Origin of the sequence: Halomonas sp. 3F2F, assembly GCF_014897805.1 — a bacterium.
GTDB lineage: Bacteria > Pseudomonadota > Gammaproteobacteria > Pseudomonadales > Halomonadaceae > Vreelandella.
In genome coordinates this window covers 1-23,100 of the sequence record NZ_JABUZE010000098.1, presented here as the reverse complement: position 1 = coordinate 23,100, position 23,100 = coordinate 1, and the positions used below count along the sequence as shown (strand labels likewise).

Sequence of the window (23,100 nt, the reverse complement as noted above, 5' to 3'; positions counted from 1 at the left end):
TGCTGTATTAGCTAAGTGGCCGTTTTTTCTGGAATTCTTGGTCGGAATAGCAGGATTCGAACCTACGACCTCTGCCTCCCGAAGGCAGCGCTCTACCAAGCTGAGCTATATTCCGAATGTTGTCGCAGCAGTGCTCAACAACGGAGCGAATCATACGCAGGCGAAGGGTTTTTTTCAAGTCCCTTTTTTCGCGCTGGGTTGCTTTGTTGCGCTGACTTTATGCTTTGCGATCAACCGCTAACCGAGCGATGCTAGCCATGCTGTCTCGATAGGGGCTCGGTGGCAGAGCATCGAGTTCGGCTAGGGCTTTATCGGCCATCTCAACGGCCCGTGCGCGGGTATATTCCAGCGCGCCAGTGACATTGATGATCTCCAGCACCTCGTCGAGCTGTTCCAGCCCGCCCTTGCGAATCACTTGGCGGATTAGCTTGGCTTGTTCAGGCGTGCCGCGCTCCATAGCATGAATGAGCGGTAGGGTAGGTTTGCCTTCTGCTAGGTCGTCGCCGACATTTTTGCCCATGGCCTCGGCATCGCCTTGGTAATCCAGCAGGTCGTCGATGAGCTGGAAGGCGAGACCTAAATAACGGCCGTAATACTGTAGTGCGCGCTCTTGCTCAGCGGTGGCGTCGGCAAGTACGGCACCGCTGTGGGAGGCGGCTTCAAACAGCATCGCTGTTTTGCCTTGAATGGTTTCAAAGTAATCCGCTTCAGAAATGCTGGGGTTACCGATATTGGTGAGCTGCAGCACTTCGCCTTCGGCAATGACGCAGGTCGCGCCGGACAGAATCGCCATAATGCGCATCGATCCTACGTCCACCATCATTTGAAACGAGCGCGAATAGAGGAAGTCACCCACCAGTACGGATGGTGCGTTGCCCCAGGCATCGTTGGCGGTTTTTTTGCCACGCCGCATGTGCGATTCATCGACCACATCATCGTGCAGCAGCGTGGAGGTGTGCATGAATTCGATTAGCGTGGCCAGAGTGATGTGTTTGTCGCCCTCATAGCCCAGTGACCGGGCAGCTAGCAGCACGAGTAAAGGACGCAGACGCTTGCCGCCGCTTTCAATAATATATTGGCCGATGGTTTCTACCAGCGGCACTTTGGAATTCAATTGCGCGACAATGGTCCGGTTTACGGCGTCAAAGTCATCGGCCACCACGGCGTGCAGCGGTGAAGGCGTTGGGCTGGCAGGCGGGGTTTGAGAGACGTTGGCTGTCATGGGTTCCGTTCATCGCGGGGGTAGGATAGTTGGGGCCATGCTATGGGGCTGTCTGTGAGGCGTCAAGGTAGCGATAGACGTTTGTAGTGCGATGTGTGATTGACAATGCCCCGTAGTCTTGTGGTAAACCGCGATAGTCGCTATAATTCGCGACCCACTCATCATGCTCCCTGTCAGATGGCTGCCAAAAGGGGCGCCACTCGCAGCAGGTCGATAAGAGCGGAAGGCGATGAGCGTTGGTTACGCGGGGCGTAATCGGCATTAACGACAAGTCCGGAGAGCGACATGTACGCAGTTATTAAAAGCGGTGGCAAACAGTACCGCGTTCAAGAAGGTCAAACCCTCAAGCTCGAAAAAATCGAAGTCGCTACCGGCGAAACGATTGAGTTTGATGAAGTGCTGTTGGTTGCAGACGGCGATGACGTCAACGTTGGCGCGCCTTTAGTAAGCGGTGCCAAAGTGTCCGCTGAAATCGTTTCCCACGGCCGTGGCGATAAAGTAACGATCATCAAGTTCCGTCGCCGGAAGCACAGCATGAAGCGTCAGGGCCACCGTCAGTGGTTCACTGAAGTCAAAATTACCGGAATTTCTGCGTAAGCAGTCGATTCCCTTAAGGAGGATTTTGCAATGGCACATAAAAAGGCAGCCGGCTCCACGCGTAACGGTCGCGATTCCGAGTCCAAACGCTTAGGTGTGAAACTCTTCGGTGGCCAAGCAGCCAGCGCGGGTAGCATCATCGTTCGTCAGCGTGGCACTCGTTTCCACGCAGGCACTGGCGTTGGCCTGGGCCGTGATCACACGCTGTTCGCTTTGAACGACGGCTTCGTGAAGTTCGAGACCAAAGGTCCGAACAACCGTAAATTCGTTAGCATCGTTTCTGCCTAAGCAACAGCTGTTGCGCAGAGCGAAGATGACGAAATAAAAGCCCCGCCATGGCGGGGCTTTTTTGTCTTTTCGATCCCTTTTGCCTGTTATTAATGGGCGGGATATTGCAGTTAGGGCGGCGGAAGCGGCCGGGAGAATCCAATGCAGTTCGTCGATGAAGCCTCGATTATTGTTGAGGCAGGTAAAGGCGGCAATGGCTGTCTGAGCTTTCGCCGCGAAAAATATGTGCCCAAAGGTGGCCCTGATGGTGGCGATGGTGGCCATGGTGGCAGCGTCTACCTGATTGGTGACGATTCACTGAATACCTTGATTGATTTCAAGTTTCAGCGTTTTTACAAAGCTGAAAACGGCCAGGGCGGCATGGGTCGCCAGATGAGCGGTAAAGCCGGTGAAGACCTGCATGTGAAAGTGCCGGTGGGCACCACGGTGATCGATGAGGATACCCTTGAAGTTATCGCCGATGTCACCGATATCGGTCAGGTGGTACTGGTGGCCGAAGGTGGTCGCCGTGGGTTGGGCAATATTCACTTTAAATCTTCGACCAACCGTGCGCCTCGCCGCACCACGCCGGGCACTGAAGGCGATCGCCGCAACCTGCGCCTGGAAATGAAGGTAATGGCTGACGTCGGCCTGCTGGGCATGCCGAATGCGGGAAAGTCCACGCTGATCCGTTCGGTATCCGCGGCCAAACCCAAAGTGGCGAACTACCCGTTCACTACCCTGGTGCCTAACCTGGGTGTTGTGAAGCTGGGGATGCACGAGCACTTTGTGATGGCCGATGTGCCGGGGCTGATCGAGGGTGCCTCTGATGGCGCGGGCTTGGGGTTACGTTTCTTGAAGCACCTGACCCGTACACGTCTGCTGTTCCACGTGGTGGATGTGGCGCCGTTTGACGAGTCTGATCCCGTGGAAGCGGCGCAGGCGATTATTCATGAGCTAGGCCAGTTCTCGCCGGCGCTTTCTGAGCGGCCGCGTTGGTTAGTGCTGAATAAGTTTGATCTGCTGCCGGAAGATGAGCGCGAAGCCCGCGCCGAGGCGATTATCCAAGCGCTGAACTGGGATGGCCCGGTATTCCGCATCTCGGCCATCAGCAGCGACGGCACTGACAAGCTGGTGCAGGCAGCGTATCGCTGGCTGACAGAGCAGCAGCGCCTGGAAAATGAAGATGAAGAAGCCCATGCCCGCGAGCAGGAAATGCGCCGCCGCATGGAAGAAGAATCAGTGGCCCGTACGGAAGCGCGTCTTGGCCGTCGCCGTAAACGCGACGACGAAGATGACGACGACTTTGACGATGATGATTACGATGTCGAGGTAGAGTACGCCCCGTAACCGATCCGTCGGTCGAATGGGTGACGTCAGCAGGGTCAACGGAATCAAACGCGTGAGCGGAATGGCTTGGGAGAGTCGCGACGTGGAAAGCAATGAGCAGTTGCCCGGCCGCGAGGCGTTAAGCAGCGCCCGCCGGGTGGTGGTTAAAATTGGTAGCGCGCTGCTCACCAACGATGGCCGAGGCTTGGATGAGCCGGCCATTGGTGGCTGGGTCGACCAGATTGCCACGCTACATCAGCAGGGCAAAGAAGTTGTGCTGGTGTCCTCGGGTGCCGTAGCGGCGGGCATGGTTCGTCTGGGGTGGCAGGCTCGTCCCAGTGCCGTTCATGAGCTTCAGGCAGCTGCGGCGGTAGGCCAAAACGGTCTCACCCAGTGCTACGAGCAGCATTTTGCTCGCCACGGTATGTTAACGGCCCAGATTCTGCTCACCCACGATGACCTTTCCAACCGCAAGCGCTATCTCAACGCATTGTCAGCGCTGCGTACCTTGGTTGAGATGCGTGTGGTGCCGGTGATCAACGAAAACGATACCGTCGTCACCGACGAGATTCGCTTTGGCGATAACGATACGCTTGGCGCGCTGGTAGCCAACCTGTTAGAAGCCGATGCGCTGCTGCTGCTCACCGATCAGGAGGGGCTGTTTGACGCCGACCCTCGCCACGACCCCAATGCCAAAATGATTGCTGAAGGCCGTGCCGACGACCCGCGCTTAGCCGCTGTTGCTGGTAGTGGAGGCGCCTTGGGACGCGGCGGCATGAGCACCAAAATTCGTGCTGCACAATTGGCTGCCCGTTCCGGCGCGGTCACGGTGATTGCCAGCGGCCGCCAGCCGGACGTTATTTCCCGCATCATGTCAGGCGAGGCGCTGGGCACTCTGTTGCGCCCAGCTCAAGCGCCCATCGCTGCTCGCAAGCGCTGGCTGGCAGGTCAGTTGCAGGTGCGTGGCACCTTGGTACTGGATGCTGGGGCTGTCAATGTACTGCGTGGCAAAGGCTCTAGCCTGTTGGCGGTGGGCGTACGTGAAGTGCAGGGCAGCTTTAAGCGCGGTGATATGGTGCTGTGCGTGGATGAGCAGGGCGCACGCGTGGCCAAAGGATTGGTTAACTACGGTGCGGATGAAGCCCGTCAGTTAGCGGGCCAACCGAGCCACCAGATTGAAGCAATTCTGGGTTACGTGGAGGCTCACGAGCTGATCCATCGCGATAACTTGGTGGTTGTTTAACGAGCTGGTTGTTTAATCGCGAGTACGGGGCGGTAGTGGTACTTGGCGTGGCCAGTCATCAGGCACGATGACTAGCCGCTCAAGCGGCTTTTCCCCAGTTAATGCTTTTGCCTGCGGGTCGTATAGCACTACTTGCTGCGGCCCGTAGCGATGGATGAGTGGCGTCACGTCTGCCATATGTTTCTTGGCAGAGTAGAACCTAGCCAATGGCGGCGGTGCTAGCCAGTGAGGCTTCTCTAGCCATGCCATTTTCAGTGCCTCGCTTCGCTGGGCTGCGAATTGCGGCCAATCCCTTAGATAACACCACTTACCACGGCGATGATCGGCCGTTGCACCGCTGGGTGGCGGTAACGTTGCGTGCCAGGGATAAAACAGTACGCCAGGCATCGCGAGGCGCTGCGTCAGTGGATGATGGAGTGGTGGGACGGGGCCTATATCTCTGGGCGCTAGCCAGTAGGCGATGATCGCTTGCGCGGTGGCAGTGCGCGAAATTGGCAACTGATGATGGCGCAGATGGCTACATTTCAGCGCCAGGCTATCCAGCCCGCCAGGGCCAATCCAGCGGCTTTGGCAGGTAGCATCGCCAGGCCCTTCGGGTAGGCCAAGATAGAACTTTATCGCCACTTCCAAATGGATGGGGTTGGGGTTGTCCCGTGTTCGATAGAGCATATCTAGTTCGCCCAGGGTATTGCGCCGCTGGGTAATACGCAGATTCTTGGCGAGCAGTCGTGTGTTGGGCGCGTTATCTAACATCAGGTGCCACAGCCGCTCATGGTAGTGCCCCATGCGCGTCGCCAGTTGGCCATCTAGCGCACTCACTAGTGACGAAAGATTCGCCAACCAGTCATCAATTGAATCTACTAAGCCAAGCTCCTGGCGTGTTGGCCTGCCTGGATAGGTAGTCGGCCCCGTTAGCTCAATCAAATCAGGCGTGGCGAGTAACCACGCAAGATCACGCAATACCGAATGTTCTAGGCGGTCGCATACGCCTTCTGCGGTGGCGGGTAGCGTCAAAGGCATCTCCCAGAAGTACACAGTCAATAACTATTGATGATGCGTACCACATTACAGCGCGTTGCTGGCAATGTCCCACTGGCTAATTAAAAAAGTAACTTACGGCGCTTATTTGGCGTATCAAACATTATGAGCTGCCAGCAAAAGCGGGCCTAAGTGGCCCGCATAATAGTTTGCGTGAGTTAATGTAGGGTTGTGCTATCCCGTTAGTCGCGGTCAACGTTGCTCACTTGGAAGGAGTCTTGGCGTAGACTGACTTCTATTTCACGACCATTTTCATCGCGGCCTTCCACATCAATCATGCCGCCTTTATCAATGTCGATATCTTCAAATTCGATCATGCCCTCTTGGCTTGCTACCTCGAGTGCTTGGCGAATATCATCTTCACTCATGCCCCAGGCACTGGTGATTAGGCGCTCTCGCTCTTCTTGCAGTGTTTCGCCGCTATCGATTGAAAACTCAATGTCAGCGTACCATTCGTCATCAAGCCAGCCTTCAACCTCGGCACGGCCACGGCTCTTAATGCTGATCTCTTCATAATGGGTGAACCCATAATCAGTGGCATGGGTTAGCACACTGTCAATCTGATCAACCGGCAATGTATCAGCTTGCACGCTACCTGCAGCCGCAGTTAACAGCAGTGCAGAGGTCGGGATCAGCAACATTTTTTTCATAGCGTTCATATCAAATTCCTTCTTGGTTTGTTAAATGACGTCATCTGTTGAATGAGACAGCATTCGTCATAAGGCAAAACAGTTATAACAGCGCGGTTCTTTCCGTAAGCTGACAAAGCCATTCATCTAACGTTCATGTTGCTTTTGGCATGCTAGTACGATGAACAAGATGCCCCTCACGCTAACCATTTCACGCTATTGGCAGCGCCTGACACGCATGCGCTTGCGCAAAGCGATGTCTGTTAACGTCGTTGTCGCGGTGTTTGCTAGTGCACTGGCTGGTAGTGCCATTGGTGATCAGCCCTGGGAAGCGTTGCACAGTGAAGTGCAGCGAGGCGATGTCGTGCCCTTAGAGTCCATTTTGGACTGGCTGGAGGCTAATTATATCGGCGAGGTAATAGAAGTAGAGATCGAGCGTGAGGATGGTCATGTAGAGTATGAGATCAAACTACTGGGCGCTCAGAATCAAGTGGTTGAGTTTGAGTTTGATGGCCATAGTGGACAGTTAATGAAAATAGAAGGTGTGCGTATTAACGAGATGCGCCGCCAATAAGGTAGCTATTCATGAAGTGTTTACTGGTAGAGGACGACCAGGCGCTCGCCCGTGAGCTTATTCAAGCGCTGCGGGAGGGAGATTGGCTGGTAGAGCATGCGGAAAATGGCCAGGAAGCCGATTTTCTAGTGCGCACGGAAGCCTATGACACGGTCATCCTTGATGTGGGACTACCCGATGGTGAAGGTACACGCTGGCTCTCTGCATGGCGTGAAGACGGTATTGATCTGCCAGTGCTGATCCTAACGGCTCGCGAGCGCTGGGCTGATAAAGCGGCGGGCTTTACCGCAGGGGCCGATGACTATGTAACAAAACCCTTTGAACCTGCCGAGGTTATGTTTCGGCTGCGTGCTCTGGTGCGTCGTAGTCATGGTCATGCTCATCCCGTTTTAAAAGTGGGTGAATTACGCTTGGATACCCATACCCAGCATGTCACGCTGGCGGGCAGGCCGGTTAGCATAACCGCTCAGGAAACACGCCTGCTCAGTTACTTAATGCATGCTGCCCCTCGGGTGGTTAGCCGCAGCGAGCTGTCAGAGCATGTCTATGACCGTGATCATGAACCCGATTCCAACGTAATTGATGTTCAAGTGAGCCGGTTGCGGCGTAAATTAGGCGCATGGCGGATTGCCACGCTACGTGGTCAGGGATATCGCTTACTCGCTGAAGAGCCTTCCGACGCATGAAGCCAGCTATTACCCGTTGGGCTCAGCGTTGGTCGACCCGTTCGATTACGTTGCGTCTTCTACTAGCGGCACTGTTAATGGTGTTGCTAGCGTTGCCAGTGGCGGGTTGGCTGCTTAATCACCATTATCGTACCTCAGCAATTCATGCTTTTGATGAACGCTTGGAGACAACGCTGAACGTGATCATTGCGGGGGTGACCTTTGATCCGGTCGCCCAGCAGATCAGTTACGATCGATCGCTGGGTGACCCGCGTTTTGAACAGGTTTATTCCGGCTGGTATTGGCAAATTACCGATCGTGACCACCTTTCGGCAACGTCGCGCTCACTGTGGGATCAGCGTCTTCCGGTTATCGATAATAAAAACCTAGCGGCTCGCACACTGGGCGGCCCGCGAGGTCAGCAGTTGCGAGTTGTCGAACGAGATATTTACCTTGCCCCGTTGGAAACCCCGCTGCATGTTAGTGTTGCCGCCCGCGATGATGCGTTGCGAGAAGATATTCAACAGTTTCAACAGGCTTTATGGCTGGGGCTGGTGGGCCTGGGAGCGCTGCTATTAGGTGTCCTGGCGCTGCAGGTGCGCTGGGGGTTGGCACCCTTGCGACGCATGAATGCCAATCTCCGGGACGTTGAGCAAGGGCAGGCTGAACAGCTCGACACCCACCTGCCCGGTGAGCTGGCTATACTAGCGGAGTCAATGAATGCCGTACTTATTCGCGACCAGCGTTTAATTGAGCGAAGCCGCCACACCGCAGGTAACCTTGCCCATGCGCTAAAAACCCCACTAAGCGTTATGCGATTACTGGTTAAACAATTGCCCAGCGAAAGCCGCGCTCTTTGGGAGGTTGAGCTTTCGCGCATCGACAATGCGGTGCGTCACCACTTAGCGCGGGCATCGGCTGCTGGCGAGGGGGCGCGTTTCGCCCCAATTGCCGTACAGGATACGTTGGCGGCGCTGATTACTGGGCTTACACGTCTGGCGCAGCGCCGTCATATTCGCCTGCAGCAACACATAGGCAGCAGCGCGCGCGTCCATATGGATGGGCAGGATCTTCAGGAAATCGTCGGTAACCTGTTGGACAACGCACTTCGCTGGGCGGCAAGCGAGGTGAGCATTCGTTTGCAAACCGATGGCCAACGGCTGTCGCTGCGAGTGAGCGATGATGGCCCAGGTATGTCCGCACAGGAGTGCCAAGCCGCCGTGCAGCGCGGCAAACGTCTCGATGAGCAACGTTCTGGTAGTGGACTTGGGCTGGCCATCGTGACGGATCTTGTCGCGCTGTATCAAGGGCAAATGCATCTGCAACGTGCCCAGGCGGGTGGATTAGAGGTGGTTATTGAGTTACCTGTGGTTGCTCGGTAGTTACTATGCATGACCTAACCAAGAGACAATGACATGACGCAAATCGCCAAGACATTGCCGGACGTACTGGTGGGGCCACTGCTGCGTCGCCTTTCGCCTTCGCGGCTGGTGCTTTGGCTAGTCGCGACCCGGCCGCTAACTATGCAGCTGGTGCTTTACCCTGAACAAGTGGGTGTCCAGACGCACCCATTGGATAAGTCGCATCAATGCGTGGCGATTGGCCAGCACGCCTATATTCATTTTATTGACCTGAGCTTGCCGACCGCACTGCCCACCGATGAGCGAATTGACTACGATCTGCAGGTACAGGGTACCCAAGGCGAATGGCAACGCCTGCCGGATTGGGCGCCCTGGTTATGTCATGAGGGCGAAGCGTATCCAGGCTTTGTGCTGGCCTCTCGGCATCACCGGTTGATGCACGGTTCGTGCCGTAAACCCCATCACAACAGCGCCGATGGCTTGGTACGGGCAGATACCTGGTTAGCCGAACGCCAATCAACCCCTGAAGAGTGGCCAGCCTGGCTGCTGATGACCGGTGACCAGGTCTATGTTGATGATGTTGCTGGCCCGATGCTGCGCGCCGTACATGCACTGATTGAGCGTTTGGGATTGGTAGATGAGCAGTTGGAAGGCGCCACGGTAGGTGACAGTCAAGCGCTTTACGCCGCCCCCGAAAGCTATTATCACCGTGAAGCGCTGTTGCCGGATGTGACCAGTAACGCTGCGCTGCGTGAGCGTTTCTTTGGCGGCGTTAAAAAGCCTGTGTTTACCTCCGCAAATGCGCAAAACCACTTAGTGACACTGGCAGAAATGCTCGCCATGTACTGCTTGGTATGGTCCCCAACGCCCTGGCAGCTCATTGCTGTTGAACCGCCAGCGTTGGGTGACAAAGAAACGGATGCCTATCAGCAAGAGCAGGCGGTGATTGACGACTTTGTGGCGGGGCTGCCCCAGTGCGCACGGCTAATGGCCCACGTTCCCAGCCTGATGATCTTTGATGATCACGATGTCACCGATGACTGGAACCTGACCGCTGACTGGGAGCGTTGTGCCTACGGCCATCCGTTTTCCAAGCGTATTATCGGCAATGCGTTAGTAGCTTATTTAGTGTGCCAGGGGTGGGGCAATGCACCGGATAAGCTTAATCCGCTGTTGCTTCAAGCCGCGACACTATTTGAAGAGGCAGGCTCGCTTAACGCGAACGCCCAGGACAAATTTATCGAGCGGTTACTGCGCTTTCAGGGCTGGGAGTACCAGGTGCCTGGCACGCCTGCTCTCATCGTGCTGGATACGCGCACCCGCCGTTGGCGCAGCGAAAGAAAGCCCAACCGTCCTTCGGGTTTAATGGACTGGGAAGCGCTGATGGAAATGCAGCAAGCGTTACTGGGGACTAAAAGCGCCGTTATCGTCTCCCCAGCTCCGATGTTTGGGGTCAAGCTGATAGAGATCATTCAAAAGCTGTTTACCTTGGCGGGCAAGCCGTTGGTGGTGGACGCTGAAAACTGGATGGCGCATCGCGGGGCGGCCAATGTGCTACTGCATATTTGGCGGCACTCAAAAACGCCGGGTAACTACGTGATTTTATCTGGCGACGTCCACTACTCATTTGCCTACGACATTGTTGTACGTCGGCAAAAGCAGGCACCGCATCTTTGGCAAATTACCTCCAGCGGGATCAAAAATACGTTTCCACAACAGCTGTTGAACACGTTTGACCGCTTGAACCGTTGGCTCTATGCGCCGTTTTCACCGCTCAACTGGTTCACCAAGCGCCGCAAGCTGAGTATTCACCCCCGCGACCCAGACCGGGCCAGCGCTGGAGAGCGGCTATGGAATGCCAGTGGGATTGGGCTGGTAAGCCTGGATGAACAGGGCCACCCAACGGATATTCGCCAGTTAGACGTCGATGGCGGTGATGTGGTGTTTCCACCGTCTGAACTCCCACGTTCTTAGCCCGCGGCTGTTGGCCTTAGTGTCATACAAACGACATGGAAATGTCGCACGATTGCTGTCCGAATGCTTTCCTGATGGCGCTTTAAAATCAGCTGGAGCTATAACACTCAAAGGAACAGGCGACGTTTGATAGGGCAGCAGGTATATGACCGCACAAGAAGCACAGTGGTTGAACCAGATTATCGCAGCAGAAGAGCTGCATGTGTTGTTTCAGCCCATTGTGAATGCCAATCAACAGGCTATTTATGGCTATGAAGCGCTTATTCGTGGCCCGAAAACATCGCCGCTACACTCGCCATTACGCCTGTTTGAGGTGGCGACTCAAGCAGGATTGTTAGTCGAACTGGATTTACTGTGTCGACGGTTAGCGATTCAGCGTTTTGCAGAACTTGAACTGCCCGGATTGCTGTTTCTGAACGTGATGCCGCTGACGATTGTTGAGCGTGACTTCCGTGAAGGCTTAACGCTGAGTTTCATCCAAGAGAGCGGCCTGCCCCCAGAGCGGGTAGTCATCGAGCTGACTGAGCATGTGCCTATTCATGATTACGAGCTGATGCGTCAAGCCGTGGCCCATTATCGCGACATGGGCTTTCAAGTAGCGTTGGATGACTTAGGGGCTGGCCATTCCAGTTTGCGCCATTGGTCTGAACTACGTCCTGATTTCGTCAAACTAGACCGCCACTTTATTTCTGGCATTGATCAAGAGCCTGCCAAGCGTGAGTTCTTACGTTCGATTCTCGATGTAGCGCGCAGCTTAGACTGCCAACTGATTGCTGAGGGAGTTGAGACTGCCGCCGAGCACCTTTGTCTATGGGAATTAGACCGAGGATTGGCGTTACTTCAGGGGTTTTACTTTGCACGACCAAGCCTTCATCCGCCCTTGCAACTGCACATGCTGCTGCCTGCCACGACACAGCTAAAAGGCCCGGCGGGGCGCACCGCCCACTCTATTTTACGCGCGATAAGTGCTGTGTCGCCGGCGTGCTCCGTGCCAGAGCTTGCTGAGCGCTTTCGTGATGTTACAAGCCTACGCTGCGTGGCGGTGGTAGAAGATGGCGTGCCGATAGCCGTGGTGCGTCGCAATGCATTTTTAACGCTATTTACCAACCCCTATAGCCACGCGTTGTACGCAAAGCGCCGGGTGCTAGAGATTGCAGATCCTAAAATGCTAGTGGCCGACGCAGATTTGTCTCTTGAGGCGCTTAGCCAGCAGCTAACCGATAGCCGCGATATCGAGCAGGAAGATTTCGTGATTGTAGATAGTCGCGGTTGCTATTTGGGTATGGGGACTATTGTGGACCTGTTGCGTGAAATTACCGCTATTCAGGTGCGTCAGGCTCGCCATGCCAACCCGCTTACCGGGTTGCCGGGTAATATCCTGATAAACGAAACGCTGGTTACTTATCTCGATCAGCGCGAAGGGTTTGCGGCCGCCTACGTTGATTTAGATAATTTCAAAGCCTTTAACGATGCTTATGGCTATGCCCGTGGCGATCACGTGATTATTTCCTTGTCACGTCTGCTTCAGGCACAGGTAGAAAGCGCCGGCGGATTTATCGGCCATATTGGTGGTGATGACTTTATGATGCTGCTTCCCTTAGCGCAGTGGGAGGGCGTTTGCCAGCAAATATTGCACTCTTTTGAAGTGATGGCGCCCGGGTTTTATGAAGATGTAGACCGTCAGCAAGGGGGAGTCCATATAGAAAACCGCCAGGGTGCGGTGACGTTTATTCCTTTTGTCAGTGTTTCTATTGCTGTTAAGCCGGTCACTGATACCTCTCGCTGCAAGGCACTAGACACTGCCGCCCAACTTTCCGAGTTAAAGCACCAAGCAAAAAAAATAGTGGGTAACAGTTTATTCGTAGAGCGCCGAGGGTGCTGTGTGGTGCCGACGTGGAGTAGGTAGCACTGCGTTTTTACTCACTTAACTGTCACTGAGCGGTCATGACCTTGTCATTTTAATGTCCCTTCACTGTCATGGTTGGGCACCACCATAGCGGCATTATTAAATAACCCGCTCAGGTGATGTATGCAACTTCTCTGTCTGTCTCAATCGTTTTCTCGTACGTTGATTAGTGCTGCTGTGGTTAGTGTGTTTGCGCTGGCAGCCGTTAGCGCCTCCGCTGACCTCTCTTCGCGTTATGTTGATAATGACGGTGACATGGTTGCTGACGTACCCAGCGATGAGTCTCAGTGGGTCGACCCGGATACCTTAGTCTTTGCCTACACGCCGGTCGAAGACCCTGCTGTATACGCTGATGTTTGGGCGGATTTTCTCGAACACTTAAGCGATGCCACCGGCAAGCGGGTGCAGTTCTTCCCGGTTCAGTCCAACGCGGCTCAGCAGGAAGCGCTGCGCGCAGGTCGCCTGCATGTGGCTGGTTTTAATACGGGCGGCGTACCAGTTGCCGTTAACTGCGGTGGTTTCCGCCCCTTTGCCATGATGGCCGCTGAAGATGGCAGCTTTGGCTATGAGATGGAGATCATCACTTATCCCGGTAGCGGCATTGAGTCGGTTGAAGATTTGGCAGGCAGCCAGCTGGCATTTACCTCTGAAACGTCTAACTCTGGCTTCCGTGCCCCCTCTGCGCTGCTGCGTTCCGAGTACGGTCTAGAGGCTGGTGAGGATTTCGAAACTGCGTTCTCCGGCTCCCATGACAACTCCATTTTAGGGGTGGTAAACAAAGACTACGAAGCTGCTGCCGTTGCTAACTCTGTTGGCGCGCGGATGATCTCTCGTGGCGTTGTCAACGAAGGTGATTACGAGATTATCTACACCTCTGAAACGTTCCCCACCACCGCCTATGGACTGGCCAATAACTTGAACCCTGAGCTGGCCGAGAAAATTCAGGATGCTTTCTTCAGCTACGACTGGGAAGGCACGGCTCTTGAGACCGAGTTTGCCAATTCCGGTGAAGCGCAGTTTATCCCGATTACTTATCAGGAAAACTGGTCGGTCATTCGCACCATCGCTGATGCTAACGGCGTGACCTACGACTGCGATTAATACGCCAGTCGTTCTGAAACCCTATCGGCCAGGAAGGCAACTTTCTGGCCGAATTGCTATGTACCTGACTACTCGTAAATGAGGCACTCTCATGTTGACTCTTACCGGCGTTGGCAAACGTTACTCTACTGGGGATCGTGCGTTAACCGATATACAACTGACGCTACCTAAGGGTCAAGTGATGGCGCTGATCGGGCCTTCCGGTGCAGGGAAAAGCACGCTGATTCGTTGCGTGAACCGCTTGGTAGAACCCACCCAAGGCAGTATTCGCCTGGAAGATGTAGAGCTGACCAAACTTTCGGGCAACCAGCTACGCCACGCGCGCCGCTCCATGGGAATGATTTTTCAGGAGTATGCACTGGTTGACCGTTTAACCGTGATGGAGAACGTGCTGTCTGGCCAGCTAGGTTATGTAGGGTTCTGGCGTAGCTTCTTGCGCCGTTACCCACAAGAAGCCGTGGCCGAAGCCTTTCGCTTGCTGGAACGGGTTGGTTTGCCCCACGCTATTGATAAGCGTGCCGATGCGCTCTCCGGTGGCCAACGCCAGCGGGTCGGCATTGCCCGTGCGCTGTTACAAAGCCCAAAGCTACTTTTGGTTGATGAGCCCACCGCCAGTCTCGATCCGAAGACATCGCGCCAGATCATGCGTCTGATCCGTGAACTATGCGCCGAGCGAGAGTTGGCCGCGATTATCAACATTCACGACGTCGCGCTGGCTAAGCAGTTTGCTGACCGTATTGTGGGGTTGCGGGCTGGGGAAATCGTCTTTGACGGGCAGCCTAACGAGCTTACCAGCGAGATCCTCACAACTATCTATGGTGAAGAGGATTGGGATACCACCCCAGAACCCGCTGACGATGATGAAACTGAACAGAATACGAAAGAGAGCGAAGCACATCGGCTTCATGCTGGCTGCGAGCTGTCCCGATTAGAAAGACTAGCGAGTGGGGCCGCGCGATGAACAGCACCAATTCACTGGCGCGCCAACAGGCTGCGCGTGAAGGGCACTGGCGGCGCTTACCACTGATTGATAACCCGCGTGTGCGTTGGGGGCTGGTGCTAGGCGCGATTGCATATCTGGTACTCGCACTTGCCTCTGTGGAAGTTAATTGGGCACGTGTGGCGGAAGGGGCCGGACGCGCACTCAATTTTCTTGGTGCGTTTTTGCAGCCGGACTTCGTGAGCCGCCAGAGTGACATTATCGCTGGCCTGCTGGAAAGTTTGACCATGACGTTAACCTCTACGGTGATTGGCGTGTTATTGGCCATTCCCGTGGGGCTGGGGGCGGCGCGTAATATCTCGCCATTACCTATTTATGCCTTATGCCGCGCGATTATTGCCGTTTCGCGCACCTTCCAGGAAATTATCATCGCCATTCTGTTTGTGGTGATGTTCGGCTTCGGGCCGTTTGCGGGCATGTTGACCCTGGCGTTTGCCACGATTGGTTTTATGGCCAAGCTGCTGGCAGAGGATATTGAAGACCTCGACTGGCGGCAGGTAGAGGCCGTACGTGCCACCGGGGCGAGCTGGTGGCAAACCATGAATCATGCCATTCAACCTCAGGTGATGCCGCGCTTAATTGGCCTCTCGATGTACCGATTGGATATCAACTTCCGTGAGTCGTCAGTGATTGGCATTGTCGGCGCTGGCGGTATCGGTGCCACCCTGAATACCTCGTTGAGTCGCTACGAGTACGGCACCTCTGCTGCCATCCTGCTGATTATCATCGCTATTGTACTGATGAGTGAGTATGCCTCCAGCTACGTTCGCCGCTGGACACAGTAACGGCGCGCCACTTGTCATAAGAGGAAACGTTATGCCTGTTTCAACATCCCCTCAAGGGGTGCCGCTTTGGCAGCGGCGCACTACCCGTGCCCAGTGGCTGCAGTTCGCTGCCTGGCTTCTAGGCATCAGCCTGTTTCTACTATGTTGGAAAGTGATTTCTGATAACACCATGTGGGTGTTTGTTGAAGATGCTGGCCGCCAGGGCAGCGACTTAATCAGCCGTATGATGCCGCCGAGTTGGGAGTATGCCAATGTGCTGTGGAAGCCCATGTGGGATACCTTGAACATTGCCACGTTAGGGACGGCGCTAGGCATTGTCATGGCCTTTCCCGTGGCGTTTTTAGCGGCACGCAATACCACGCCGCACCCACTGATACGCAGCTTGGCGCTCACTGTTATTGTTTCGTCACGCTCTATCAACTCGCTGATTTGGGCCATGCTGTTGGTCACCATTCTTGGCCCTGGCGTCTTGGCGGGTATTATCGCCATTGCGCTGCGCTCCATTGGCTTTGTAGGCAAGCTGCTTTATGAGGCCATTGAAGAAATTCATCCAACCCCCGTTGAAGCGATTAGTGCCACCGGTGCCAGCCGCCTACAGGTGATGAACTACGCTGTGTTGCCTCAGGTAATGCCTGCCTTTGCGGGTATTAGCGTGTATCGCTGGGACATTAATATTCGTGAGTCTACCGTGCTGGGTCTGGTGGGGGCTGGTGGTATTGGTCTGCAGCTCAATGCCTCAATTAACAGCCTCGCCTGGAACCAAGTTAGCGTCATCTTTGTGATGATTTTTGCCACGGTGCTGGTGTCCGAGTGGGTCTCTGCCCGTGTGCGCCACGCGATCATCTAGTCAGCCTGTCGAGGAACAGAAAATATGCGTTTTCCTAATGCAGACATCACCACCATCGATATTATGCGCCATGGGGAGCCTGTCGGCGGGCGCATGTTACGTGGTAGTACCGACCACCCGCTGAGTGAAAAGGGCTGGAAGCAAGTGAGTGATGCCGTTATGCGCCACACGGTGGACGGCAGGCCACCTTACGATGCGATTGTCAGTTCGCCATTGCTACGTTGCCGCGAATTTGCGCTGTGGCTAGGCGAGGAGTTTGATGTGCCTGTACAAGTTGATGACGACTTGGCTGAACTTCACTTGGGGCGCTGGGAAGGCAAAACGCATGCCCAAGTATTTGCCAATGAGGGGAGTGAGCCAATGAGCGCGTTTTGGTTTAACCCCTGCCAAGTCGCGCCCCCAGAAGGAGAAACATTGGCAGCGCTGGATGCTCGGGTTAGTGAGTCCTGGCAGCGGCTGTTGGCTAATCCGCCCGGTAAACACGTGTTGGTGGTTGCACATCTGTTTGTCTGCAATGCGCTGCTGCGCCAAGTGCTGGGGCAGCCGCTTGGTAACGGCTTAGTGATGGACTTGCCCTATGCTGCGATGAGCCGCCTGCGCCACGAGCGCCATGCGCTGGGCGAAACCACCTTTGTTGAGTGGATAGGGCGTTAGTCACCGTGTGTTAGTAATAACAGCTTACGAATCAGTAGCGGGTAAGCTGCGCATAGGCCATGATATAAGCATTGCTAACGTACTGAGCCGGAGCGATGTATGCCATTTATCCGTCTGTCCCCACTGTTAACGCTATTCACGCTGCTGCTATTAGCAGGATGTGCCAGCAAAGAGATCACGACTGCTCCCGCCTCAAATGATCAAGCGGGTATTTCGATGGAGCGCGCGCTGATTCTCTCTCATGCCCAGCAAGCGATTGGCACACCGTATCGCTTTGGCGGCAATACACCGGAGGGGCTGGATTGTTCGGGGCTTGTGGAAATGACTTATCGCGCTGCGGGCATCCGCGTGCCCCGCACTGCTAACGATCAGTTCCGCTCGCTGCCGTCGGTTGATGCGCCACGTCCAGGTGATTTACTGTTCTTTGGAGATGGCGCCAAAGCCACACACGTAGGCATTTATGGCGGGAACCGGCAGATGATCCACGCACCTGGCAGCGGTCGAGCCGTGGTCAGCGTGCCACTGGATATCGATTACTGGAATCAGCGCTTTTTAGGGGCTGCTTCACCAGCACCCTAAGCAACATTAATAGGCTGAGTAATTGCAATGTAATTGCAACCCAATGTAGGAAAGCCAACGGCTCAGGCTGCCTGCTCATCAGATGTTGTGGTCACTTCTTCTGTATCTGTAGTAGCCTCCCCAGCACTTCGCGCAGCATTCATTTCGCTCTGCTCGCGAGCGGCTTCCAGTTTGGCTTCCAATAAATACTGTCTTGCCTGAGCGGCCACCTGTATATCTTTAGAAGAAGGTTCTGCCGGCGCCAACGCTGCCGCGATGACCGTTTGCATCTTTTCAATAGTCGCCGTGGGGTTACCTGGCACGGGGCCATAGTCAATAGGAACTTCGCCTGCAACTGCATAGCGTTTGCCGTCGGGCCCAACTTCGTACTCATAGCTAGCGCCGCCGGTATAGGGGCCGCCTACCGTCTGGTGGGCCATTTCATGCTGGCGAACTTCCCGGTCAGTTTGCTTAAGCTGTTCTAAAAGCTGGATCTCTTCCGGTGCTAGCGGCGTACCGTCGGGGCGCGTAGGGCCGGTCGTTTCGCGATTGGCGGATGAGTCCGTCTCTTCACTGGCTTGTGCAGTCTCTGAGGCGTGAGACTTCTGTTCTTCCGACGCCATCCGATTAGCCTGTGTACTGTTTACCTTAGGCTGCGGTAACGCATATGAAGAAACAGAGGGGGTTAGGGTAGAAAGATCCATAAGCAATTACCGAAGGATAAGCTGTTTGCGTTAGCATAGAGCATCTATGTAGAAATCGCAGCACGTCATTGTCGTGCCTAAAACGACCGCTTAGCTATTGTTTGGTTAATCATTCGCATGCCCATCATCGATGTTGTTATTCATCTGTCAAAAAGTGAGTGCCTGGCGCATTACGAAGGACGCTACTCGAACGTGCGAGCGCGCAGCGTTGATGGCCGCTGAGTCATTTTTCCTGCGGAAGCGCTGCGCCGCGTAGTAGGACAAGAGGGCGTTCATGGCGTTTATCGATTGGAATTTTCTGACCAGAGTCGTTTTATCAACATTCAGCCTCTCTCAAAGAGTTGACTTGGCATATGCACCATAGCGATGCAAATCTAACGCTTCATGAACTCATTTATGCCGTTATACCCAATCTAAATAGAGCCGAAAAATTAGTGCTCAATACCCTGGAGAGCCTAATCGAAGTGGCAGAAAATCCATTGGATGTCGTTAAGCGTAACGAACAAAGACATGCTTTCTCGCTAGAAGTGCATCGTGTGCGTATCAACATAGAACACCTTTTGGAACGCTATCGTGCTGATGTGGATAGGGTTTTGCGCTCAGGAGGGGAGGTGAAAGGGCCTATCGTGGTACCTGATGCCCTAGAGGCCGATGCAATTCGCAGCGCCATTGATATTTACTTACACGTTAGGTCTTTTCAGCGTGGCGAACGTCGTCAGCCACTACCAGGCCACTAAGTTATCACCTTATCACCACTGCTTGTCATCACATGGCATCATCATTGCCTGTATAATGCGAGTACTGCTTTTGGGGTTACCCACCTGAAGGCCAACAGCTTGCCTACCCGGCAATTCGCTGTGACCACATTAGGAGATATATCATGTCTGCCTCACCTGTTACGTTAATGGTAGCCCGTCGAGTGGCGAGCGGCCGTTATCACGATTTTAACCGTTGGTTAAACGAAGGCCGCGACTTAGCGGCTGACTTTCCTGGTTATTTGGGGTCCGGTGTTTTGGCACCACCCAATAGCGATGACGAATATCAGATCATTTTCCGCTTTAGTAGTAGTGATACGTTAACAGCCTGGGAGCACTCGGCTTCACGCAATGCATGGCTACAGCGAGGTAAGGGGTTGTATGACGCTCCGCATGAGCACCGTGCCACCGGTCTAGATGCTTGGTTTCAGTCTAGCTCGGGCACGACGCCCCCGCGCTGGAAACAAGCCATCGCCGTATGGTTGGCTTTTTTCCCCATTTCACTGCTGTTTAACTGGGTATTTGGCAGTATCTTAGCGGACTGGCCCATGGTGCCTCGTGTTCTGGTCAGTACGATGATGTTGACGCCTGTCATGGTGTTTTTATTTATTCCACTTTCAACGCGCCTACTTGCCCCTTGGTTGGAAGGGAAATGGTCGCCATTAGATATATTGTCACGTTGGCGTCATGAGCATAGAACGTAGTGCAGAATGGATGAGAGTGCGCCTGTATTATTAAAATGAGTTAAAACATGGGCTTAATTATTATCTAATAACACCTTAAGCCATGCTCTTTGGGTTTCTTTAACAACGTGAATAATTGCTAAACTTCATGGGGTTCAACGCCGCAATAGTGCTAAGCTAAATACGCTTGCAGCAAAAAGGATAACTGACATTGGTGCAATGCTAGTGTACCAAGTCGCCCCATGGAGTCGTTATGATCCGCGTTCACCATCTCGAAAAATCCCGCTCCCACCGTATTTTATGGCTTCTGGAAACACTTGGCCTTGATTATGATATTGAGGTTTATCAGCGCGATCCTAAAACTCAGCTAGCCCCGGAATCACTTAAAAAAATCCATCCGCTGGGTAAGTCGCCAGTGATTACCGACGGTGAGCTGACCGTAGCAGAATCAGGGGCAATTATTGATTATCTCGTCAATAGCTATGGTAATACCAAAGATCAGTTCTTTGAAGAAGACCGTAATGAGTGGGCGGATGCAGACTCTGAGTGCAACACACTCATTGGATGGTTGATGGGCTTTCATGGTACTTGGCCATCAGCTCGCTCATCACTTCTATCGGACATTTAAAATCAAAGCGTTTTCGAGGCCGCATATTCAGCTCAAAGGCAATGGCATCCAGCTCTTCCTGGCTATGTACTGAAAGGTCTGTTCCTTTCGGTAAATATTGACGGATAAGGCCATTGATATTCTCATTGGCTCCCCGTTGCCAGGGGCTATGGGGATCGCAAAAGTAAATCGCAACACCGGTTTCTTGAGTAATTTTTGCATGGTGTGTCATTTCACGTCCCTGATCATAGGTCATGCTTTTTCGAGCGGTGGTCGGCATTCGGTTCAGAGCAGCACTAAAGCCTGCTACGGCGGATGTGGCGGTGGCATCGTCCATTTTTGCGAGGATCAGATAGCCACTGCTAAGCTCTACCAAGGTGCCTACCGCGGACGCGTTATTCTTACCTTTGATCAGATCGCCTTCCCAGTGGCCGGGCATTTCACGCTTACTGACCTCGGGCGGACGTAAGTGAATGCTGACCATGTCAGGGATCTGACCACGTCGATCCACTTCGCCACGGCGAGGCTTGCGTGTGGTTTTACCTTGTCGCAAGCAGTGAATCAGTTCCTTGCGAAGGTGGCCAACGGGCAAGGCATAAATGGCCGTGTAGATGGTCTCTCGGCAGACGTAGGCATCGCGCAAATCAGGTAGTTTCATCGTCTTGAGCTTGCCGCTAATTTGTTCAGGAGACAAGCGTCGCCGCAACATATGCACGATGAGATCAAACCGCTCGGTGCCTGGCAAAAGCTTACGCGCAGGACGACAGACTACTCGACGCTTTTCTCGCTGACGTTGGGCGTGCCGGGCACAGTAACCGTTCTGGGCCATTTGGTTACGGCGTATTTCACGAGATATGGTTGAAGGAGCTCGCCCTAAGAGCTGGGCAATGTGCCGAAGGCTCATCCCTTGGGCTTGACCCACTTGGATGCTGGCACGTTCTTCAATGCTGAGTTCGAGGTAAGACATGGGACAACACCTTAGCGAAATGCTCAGGTGTTGCACTCAGTTTCTGCGGCCAAGGTGGGTAAATTATCGCTACTGGCTTCATTATGCAGAAGGCTCGTTAATGCCGCTGTTAGTGATGGGGCTGGTCTTTAGCCAGCTACCTAAGCAGTCTCCGTGGCTGATTAAGCCGTTAGCAAAAGGAATTAGCTCAACGGTGCAGCAGCGATTTATCCAGCCCCAACTTAAACAACATCTAACCATTATTGAATCGCACCTACACAAACGAAGTAATTTTGCGGGTGACTGGCCGAGTGGGGCCGATATACAAATGAGTTTTCCGCTACAGGCCGTTGCCGCGACACAATCGTTGGCAAGGTATCCGGCTATCGCAGCATTTGTGGCACGCATTGAAAATGACCCTGCCTGGCAACGGGTTGTTGAGCGCGCGGGCCCTCTTATTATGCCTGGTGGGTAGGTTTATCTATGTTCCAGACGTTGGGCTGCTTCGGACCTCGCTTACCTTCTACTCAAAAGGGTGCGTTGTGCGTTCTAGCCCACGTTATGTCAGGGGCATTACTGCTAGGTGGATGTTTAGTAACAACTCCCGTATCGGCTGAGACACTGACTGTTGGTGTGTACCACAATCCGCCAAAACTCTTCGCTGACGATGAAGGTCGCCCTCGAGGCGTACTAGGCGACCTTTTACAGGCGATTGCCAGAGAAGAGCAGTGGCAGCTGGAAAGTCTTCAATGTGACTTTCAACACTGTCTTACCCTGTTAGAGCAAGGAGACATTGACTTACTACCTGATGTTGCCTGGAGTGAAGAGCGTGCTCAGCGTATCGCGTTTCATGAAGAGCCGGTGATGCATAGTTGGTCACAGCTTTACCAGCGCGAAGGGGCTAAGGTCGGCGCTATTTTTGATCTTGAGCAGCAGCGTGTAGCCGTAGTATCAGGCTCCGCTCAGCAACGCTATTTGGCGGCGGTAACCGAGCGTTTTGATATCAGCGTCACTTGGCTGCCCGTGAGTAATTTCTCTGAAGGGTTTCAGGCAGTGGCGGATGGAGAGGCAAACCTTGTGGCCGCCGACCATCTATTTGGCGGCTGGCGGGCTCACGATTATGGGTTGAGTGACACACCTGTTATTTTTCAGCCAGCAAGGCTGTTCTATGCTGCATCCCCACAACTTCCTGATGAGGTACTGAGTCGTATTGATGATGTTCTACGTCGATGGAAGCAGGATAAAGGCTCTGCTTATTATGAAACGCTAAGTGCATGGCGGGCTACTCCAGGACCATCCCAGCTAATTCCCGCCTGGGCATGGTGTGGTATTAGCTTACTAGTGTTACTGCTTATTGTAGCGCTTTTAGGCAATATAATGCTTAAACGCCGTATGAAGATTAATCGAGAACAGTTAAATACCCATGAAGCACTATTGACGACGATTTTAGACAGTGTAGATGCATATATCTATATTAAGTCTTCCTCGCTAAGGTATCGTTACGTCAATCGTCGAATAAGTGAACTTTTTAAGCGGCCCACAGAAGATATTATTGGAAAGTATGATGATGATTTTTTTAATGCCGAAAGTGCCAAGGCCATAAAAGAAATTGGGCTCTTCGACGCCAAGTGTGGAATTCGCCCCCTGAGCTGGGC

General features: G+C 53.9%; 25 protein-coding genes, 1 tRNA gene and 1 pseudogene. 21 read left to right on the top strand and 6 right to left on the bottom strand.

The annotated features are described in order from the left end of the window. Positions 1–38: 38 nt before the first annotated feature. Together INT21_RS11240 and ispB are read right to left on the bottom strand one after the other, a co-directional pair. Positions 39–115: transfer RNA gene (locus INT21_RS11240), tRNA-Pro, on the bottom strand. A gap of 102 nt (positions 116–217) precedes the next feature. Then, a complete protein-coding gene (gene ispB, locus INT21_RS11235) occupies positions 218–1,222 on the bottom strand; it encodes an octaprenyl diphosphate synthase (protein WP_193061140.1) in 1,005 nt (334 codons plus the stop codon). A 285-nt stretch (positions 1,223–1,507) separates the two neighbouring features. Here ispB and rplU point away from each other — a divergent pair, with 285 nt between their 5' ends. The 4 genes from rplU to proB all read left to right on the top strand — a co-directional run bounded on the left by rplU (position 1,508) and on the right by proB (position 4,658). Next, a complete protein-coding gene (gene rplU, locus INT21_RS11230) occupies positions 1,508–1,819 on the top strand; it encodes a 50S ribosomal protein L21 (RefSeq protein ID WP_009723801.1) in 312 nt (103 codons plus the stop codon). A 30-nt stretch (positions 1,820–1,849) separates the two neighbouring features. Then, complete coding sequence (gene rpmA / locus INT21_RS11225) at positions 1,850–2,107, top strand: 50S ribosomal protein L27 (protein ID WP_009097313.1); 258 nt, start codon at positions 1,850–1,852, stop codon at positions 2,105–2,107. Between the two features lie 141 nt (positions 2,108–2,248). Then, complete coding sequence (cgtA, locus tag INT21_RS11220; protein WP_193061139.1) at positions 2,249–3,436, top strand: Obg family GTPase CgtA; 1,188 nt, start codon at positions 2,249–2,251, stop codon at positions 3,434–3,436. Between the two features lie 61 nt (positions 3,437–3,497). Continuing rightward, on the top strand, positions 3,498–4,658 hold the full coding sequence (proB, locus tag INT21_RS11215; protein WP_226912931.1) for a glutamate 5-kinase: 1,161 nt from the start codon (positions 3,498–3,500) through the stop codon (positions 4,656–4,658). 12 nt (positions 4,659–4,670) lie between these two features. Here proB and INT21_RS11210 read toward each other — a convergent pair whose 3' ends face one another. Both INT21_RS11210 and INT21_RS11205 read right to left on the bottom strand, forming a co-directional pair. After that, on the bottom strand, positions 4,671–5,678 hold the full coding sequence (locus tag INT21_RS11210) for a DUF1853 family protein (RefSeq protein WP_193061138.1): 1,008 nt from the start codon (positions 5,676–5,678) through the stop codon (positions 4,671–4,673). A 200-nt stretch (positions 5,679–5,878) separates the two neighbouring features. Continuing rightward, a complete protein-coding gene (locus INT21_RS11205; protein ID WP_193061137.1) occupies positions 5,879–6,355 on the bottom strand; it encodes a PepSY domain-containing protein in 477 nt (158 codons plus the stop codon). A 151-nt stretch (positions 6,356–6,506) separates the two neighbouring features. Here INT21_RS11205 and INT21_RS11200 point away from each other — a divergent pair, with 151 nt between their 5' ends. From INT21_RS11200 to INT21_RS11150, 11 genes are all read left to right on the top strand, one after another. Then, the gene (locus INT21_RS11200) at positions 6,507–6,899 is read left to right on the top strand and encodes a PepSY domain-containing protein (RefSeq protein WP_408610166.1); all 393 of its coding nucleotides are present in this window, start codon (positions 6,507–6,509) and stop codon (positions 6,897–6,899) included. Positions 6,900–6,910: 11 nt separating this feature from the next. Continuing rightward, entirely contained in the window at positions 6,911–7,585 is a 675-nt protein-coding gene (locus INT21_RS11195) for a winged helix-turn-helix domain-containing protein (protein ID WP_125745068.1), read from the top strand. Beyond that, complete coding sequence (locus INT21_RS11190; protein ID WP_193061135.1) at positions 7,582–8,946, top strand: sensor histidine kinase; 1,365 nt, start codon at positions 7,582–7,584, stop codon at positions 8,944–8,946. The genes INT21_RS11195 and INT21_RS11190 overlap by 4 nt, the downstream gene beginning before the upstream one ends. 33 nt (positions 8,947–8,979) lie before the next feature. After that, positions 8,980–10,899 carry an alkaline phosphatase D family protein gene (locus INT21_RS11185; protein WP_193068762.1) on the top strand — a complete coding sequence of 640 codons (1,920 nt, stop codon included), beginning with the start codon at positions 8,980–8,982 and terminating at the stop codon, positions 10,897–10,899. A 145-nt stretch (positions 10,900–11,044) separates the two neighbouring features. Further along, positions 11,045–12,805, top strand: coding sequence for a bifunctional diguanylate cyclase/phosphodiesterase (locus tag INT21_RS11180; protein ID WP_193061127.1), 1,761 nt, complete (start codon positions 11,045–11,047; stop codon positions 12,803–12,805). 123 nt (positions 12,806–12,928) lie between these two features. Then, positions 12,929–13,906: a phosphate/phosphite/phosphonate ABC transporter substrate-binding protein gene (phnD, locus tag INT21_RS11175; RefSeq protein WP_193061126.1), complete on the top strand. Its 978-nt coding sequence runs from the start codon at positions 12,929–12,931 to the stop codon at positions 13,904–13,906. Between the two features lie 91 nt (positions 13,907–13,997). Continuing rightward, positions 13,998–14,867: a phosphonate ABC transporter ATP-binding protein gene (gene phnC / locus INT21_RS11170; RefSeq protein ID WP_193061125.1), complete on the top strand. Its 870-nt coding sequence runs from the start codon at positions 13,998–14,000 to the stop codon at positions 14,865–14,867. After that, entirely contained in the window at positions 14,864–15,691 is an 828-nt protein-coding gene (gene phnE, locus INT21_RS11165) for a phosphonate ABC transporter, permease protein PhnE (protein ID WP_193061124.1), read from the top strand. Before phnC ends, phnE (INT21_RS11165) begins: the two co-directional genes overlap by 4 nt. A gap of 31 nt (positions 15,692–15,722) precedes the next feature. Further along, positions 15,723–16,538, top strand: a complete 816-nt coding sequence (gene phnE / locus INT21_RS11160; protein ID WP_193061123.1) for a phosphonate ABC transporter, permease protein PhnE — start codon at positions 15,723–15,725, stop codon at positions 16,536–16,538. Positions 16,539–16,562: 24 nt separating this feature from the next. After that, a complete protein-coding gene (locus INT21_RS11155; protein WP_193061122.1) occupies positions 16,563–17,192 on the top strand; it encodes a histidine phosphatase family protein in 630 nt (209 codons plus the stop codon). Positions 17,193–17,291: 99 nt separating this feature from the next. Continuing rightward, complete coding sequence (locus tag INT21_RS11150) at positions 17,292–17,771, top strand: C40 family peptidase (protein WP_193061121.1); 480 nt, start codon at positions 17,292–17,294, stop codon at positions 17,769–17,771. 62 nt (positions 17,772–17,833) lie between these two features. On the opposite strand, the gene INT21_RS11145 is transcribed toward INT21_RS11150, so the two are convergent. Next, the gene (locus INT21_RS11145; protein WP_193061120.1) at positions 17,834–18,454 is read right to left on the bottom strand and encodes a putative metalloprotease CJM1_0395 family protein; all 621 of its coding nucleotides are present in this window, start codon (positions 18,452–18,454) and stop codon (positions 17,834–17,836) included. Positions 18,455–18,679: 225 nt separating this feature from the next. Between INT21_RS11145 and INT21_RS20660 the strand changes: the two genes are divergently transcribed. The 4 genes and pseudogenes from INT21_RS20660 to INT21_RS11125 form a co-directional block, all read left to right on the top strand. Then, a complete protein-coding gene (locus tag INT21_RS20660) occupies positions 18,680–18,799 on the top strand; it encodes a DUF2835 family protein (protein WP_319022694.1) in 120 nt (39 codons plus the stop codon). An 8-nt stretch (positions 18,800–18,807) separates the two neighbouring features. Beyond that, entirely contained in the window at positions 18,808–19,191 is a 384-nt protein-coding gene (locus INT21_RS11135; protein ID WP_089039945.1) for a hypothetical protein, read from the top strand. Positions 19,192–19,334: 143 nt separating this feature from the next. Then, positions 19,335–19,913 carry an antibiotic biosynthesis monooxygenase gene (locus INT21_RS11130; RefSeq protein ID WP_125745084.1) on the top strand — a complete coding sequence of 193 codons (579 nt, stop codon included), beginning with the start codon at positions 19,335–19,337 and terminating at the stop codon, positions 19,911–19,913. Positions 19,914–20,145: 232 nt separating this feature from the next. Continuing rightward, positions 20,146–20,427 (top strand): annotated as a pseudogene (locus INT21_RS11125) (glutathione S-transferase N-terminal domain-containing protein); the annotation flags it as partial. 22 nt (positions 20,428–20,449) lie between these two features. Here the strand turns inward: INT21_RS11125 and INT21_RS11120 are convergent. After that, complete coding sequence (locus INT21_RS11120; RefSeq protein ID WP_193085206.1) at positions 20,450–21,466, bottom strand: IS30 family transposase; 1,017 nt, start codon at positions 21,464–21,466, stop codon at positions 20,450–20,452. Positions 21,467–21,566: 100 nt separating this feature from the next. On the opposite strand from INT21_RS11120, the gene INT21_RS11115 reads away from it, so the two are divergent. Continuing rightward, complete coding sequence (locus tag INT21_RS11115) at positions 21,567–21,920, top strand: glutathione S-transferase family protein (protein ID WP_226930629.1); 354 nt, start codon at positions 21,567–21,569, stop codon at positions 21,918–21,920. An 8-nt stretch (positions 21,921–21,928) separates the two neighbouring features. Beyond that, positions 21,929–23,100 (top strand): transporter substrate-binding domain-containing protein (locus INT21_RS11110; protein ID WP_226930628.1); only part of this gene is annotated, 1,172 nt, incomplete at its 3' end.

Bases quoted from the DNA above. Each gene is read 5' to 3' on its own strand.
- rpmA (WP_009097313.1), top strand. From the start codon at position 1,850: ATGGCACATAAAAAGGCAGCCGGCTCCACGCGTAACGGTCGCGATTCC.
- INT21_RS11180 (WP_193061127.1), top strand. From the start codon at position 11,045: ATGACCGCACAAGAAGCACAGTGGTTGAACCAGATTATCGCAGCAGAA.
- phnE (WP_193061123.1), top strand. From the start codon at position 15,723: ATGCCTGTTTCAACATCCCCTCAAGGGGTGCCGCTTTGGCAGCGGCGC.
- INT21_RS11130 (WP_125745084.1), top strand. From the start codon at position 19,335: ATGTCTGCCTCACCTGTTACGTTAATGGTAGCCCGTCGAGTGGCGAGC.
- proB (WP_226912931.1), top strand. From the start codon at position 3,498: ATGGCTTGGGAGAGTCGCGACGTGGAAAGCAATGAGCAGTTGCCCGGC.
- INT21_RS11115 (WP_226930629.1), top strand. From the start codon at position 21,567: ATGCCGCTGTTAGTGATGGGGCTGGTCTTTAGCCAGCTACCTAAGCAG.
- INT21_RS11145 (WP_193061120.1), bottom strand. From the start codon at position 18,454: ATGGATCTTTCTACCCTAACCCCCTCTGTTTCTTCATATGCGTTACCG.
- phnD (WP_193061126.1), top strand. From the start codon at position 12,929: ATGCAACTTCTCTGTCTGTCTCAATCGTTTTCTCGTACGTTGATTAGT.
- INT21_RS11150 (WP_193061121.1), top strand. From the start codon at position 17,292: ATGCCATTTATCCGTCTGTCCCCACTGTTAACGCTATTCACGCTGCTG.
- INT21_RS11210 (WP_193061138.1), bottom strand. From the start codon at position 5,678: ATGCCTTTGACGCTACCCGCCACCGCAGAAGGCGTATGCGACCGCCTA.
- INT21_RS11135 (WP_089039945.1), top strand. From the start codon at position 18,808: ATGCACCATAGCGATGCAAATCTAACGCTTCATGAACTCATTTATGCC.
- cgtA (WP_193061139.1), top strand. From the start codon at position 2,249: ATGCAGTTCGTCGATGAAGCCTCGATTATTGTTGAGGCAGGTAAAGGC.
- INT21_RS11155 (WP_193061122.1), top strand. From the start codon at position 16,563: ATGCGTTTTCCTAATGCAGACATCACCACCATCGATATTATGCGCCAT.
- phnE (WP_193061124.1), top strand. From the start codon at position 14,864: ATGAACAGCACCAATTCACTGGCGCGCCAACAGGCTGCGCGTGAAGGG.
- INT21_RS11190 (WP_193061135.1), top strand. From the start codon at position 7,582: ATGAAGCCAGCTATTACCCGTTGGGCTCAGCGTTGGTCGACCCGTTCG.
- phnC (WP_193061125.1), top strand. From the start codon at position 13,998: ATGTTGACTCTTACCGGCGTTGGCAAACGTTACTCTACTGGGGATCGT.
- INT21_RS11185 (WP_193068762.1), top strand. From the start codon at position 8,980: ATGACGCAAATCGCCAAGACATTGCCGGACGTACTGGTGGGGCCACTG.
- ispB (WP_193061140.1), bottom strand. From the start codon at position 1,222: ATGACAGCCAACGTCTCTCAAACCCCGCCTGCCAGCCCAACGCCTTCA.
- INT21_RS11120 (WP_193085206.1), bottom strand. From the start codon at position 21,466: ATGTCTTACCTCGAACTCAGCATTGAAGAACGTGCCAGCATCCAAGTG.
- INT21_RS11200 (WP_408610166.1), top strand. From the start codon at position 6,507: ATGAACAAGATGCCCCTCACGCTAACCATTTCACGCTATTGGCAGCGC.
- INT21_RS11195 (WP_125745068.1), top strand. From the start codon at position 6,911: ATGAAGTGTTTACTGGTAGAGGACGACCAGGCGCTCGCCCGTGAGCTT.
- INT21_RS11205 (WP_193061137.1), bottom strand. From the start codon at position 6,355: ATGAACGCTATGAAAAAAATGTTGCTGATCCCGACCTCTGCACTGCTG.
- rplU (WP_009723801.1), top strand. From the start codon at position 1,508: ATGTACGCAGTTATTAAAAGCGGTGGCAAACAGTACCGCGTTCAAGAA.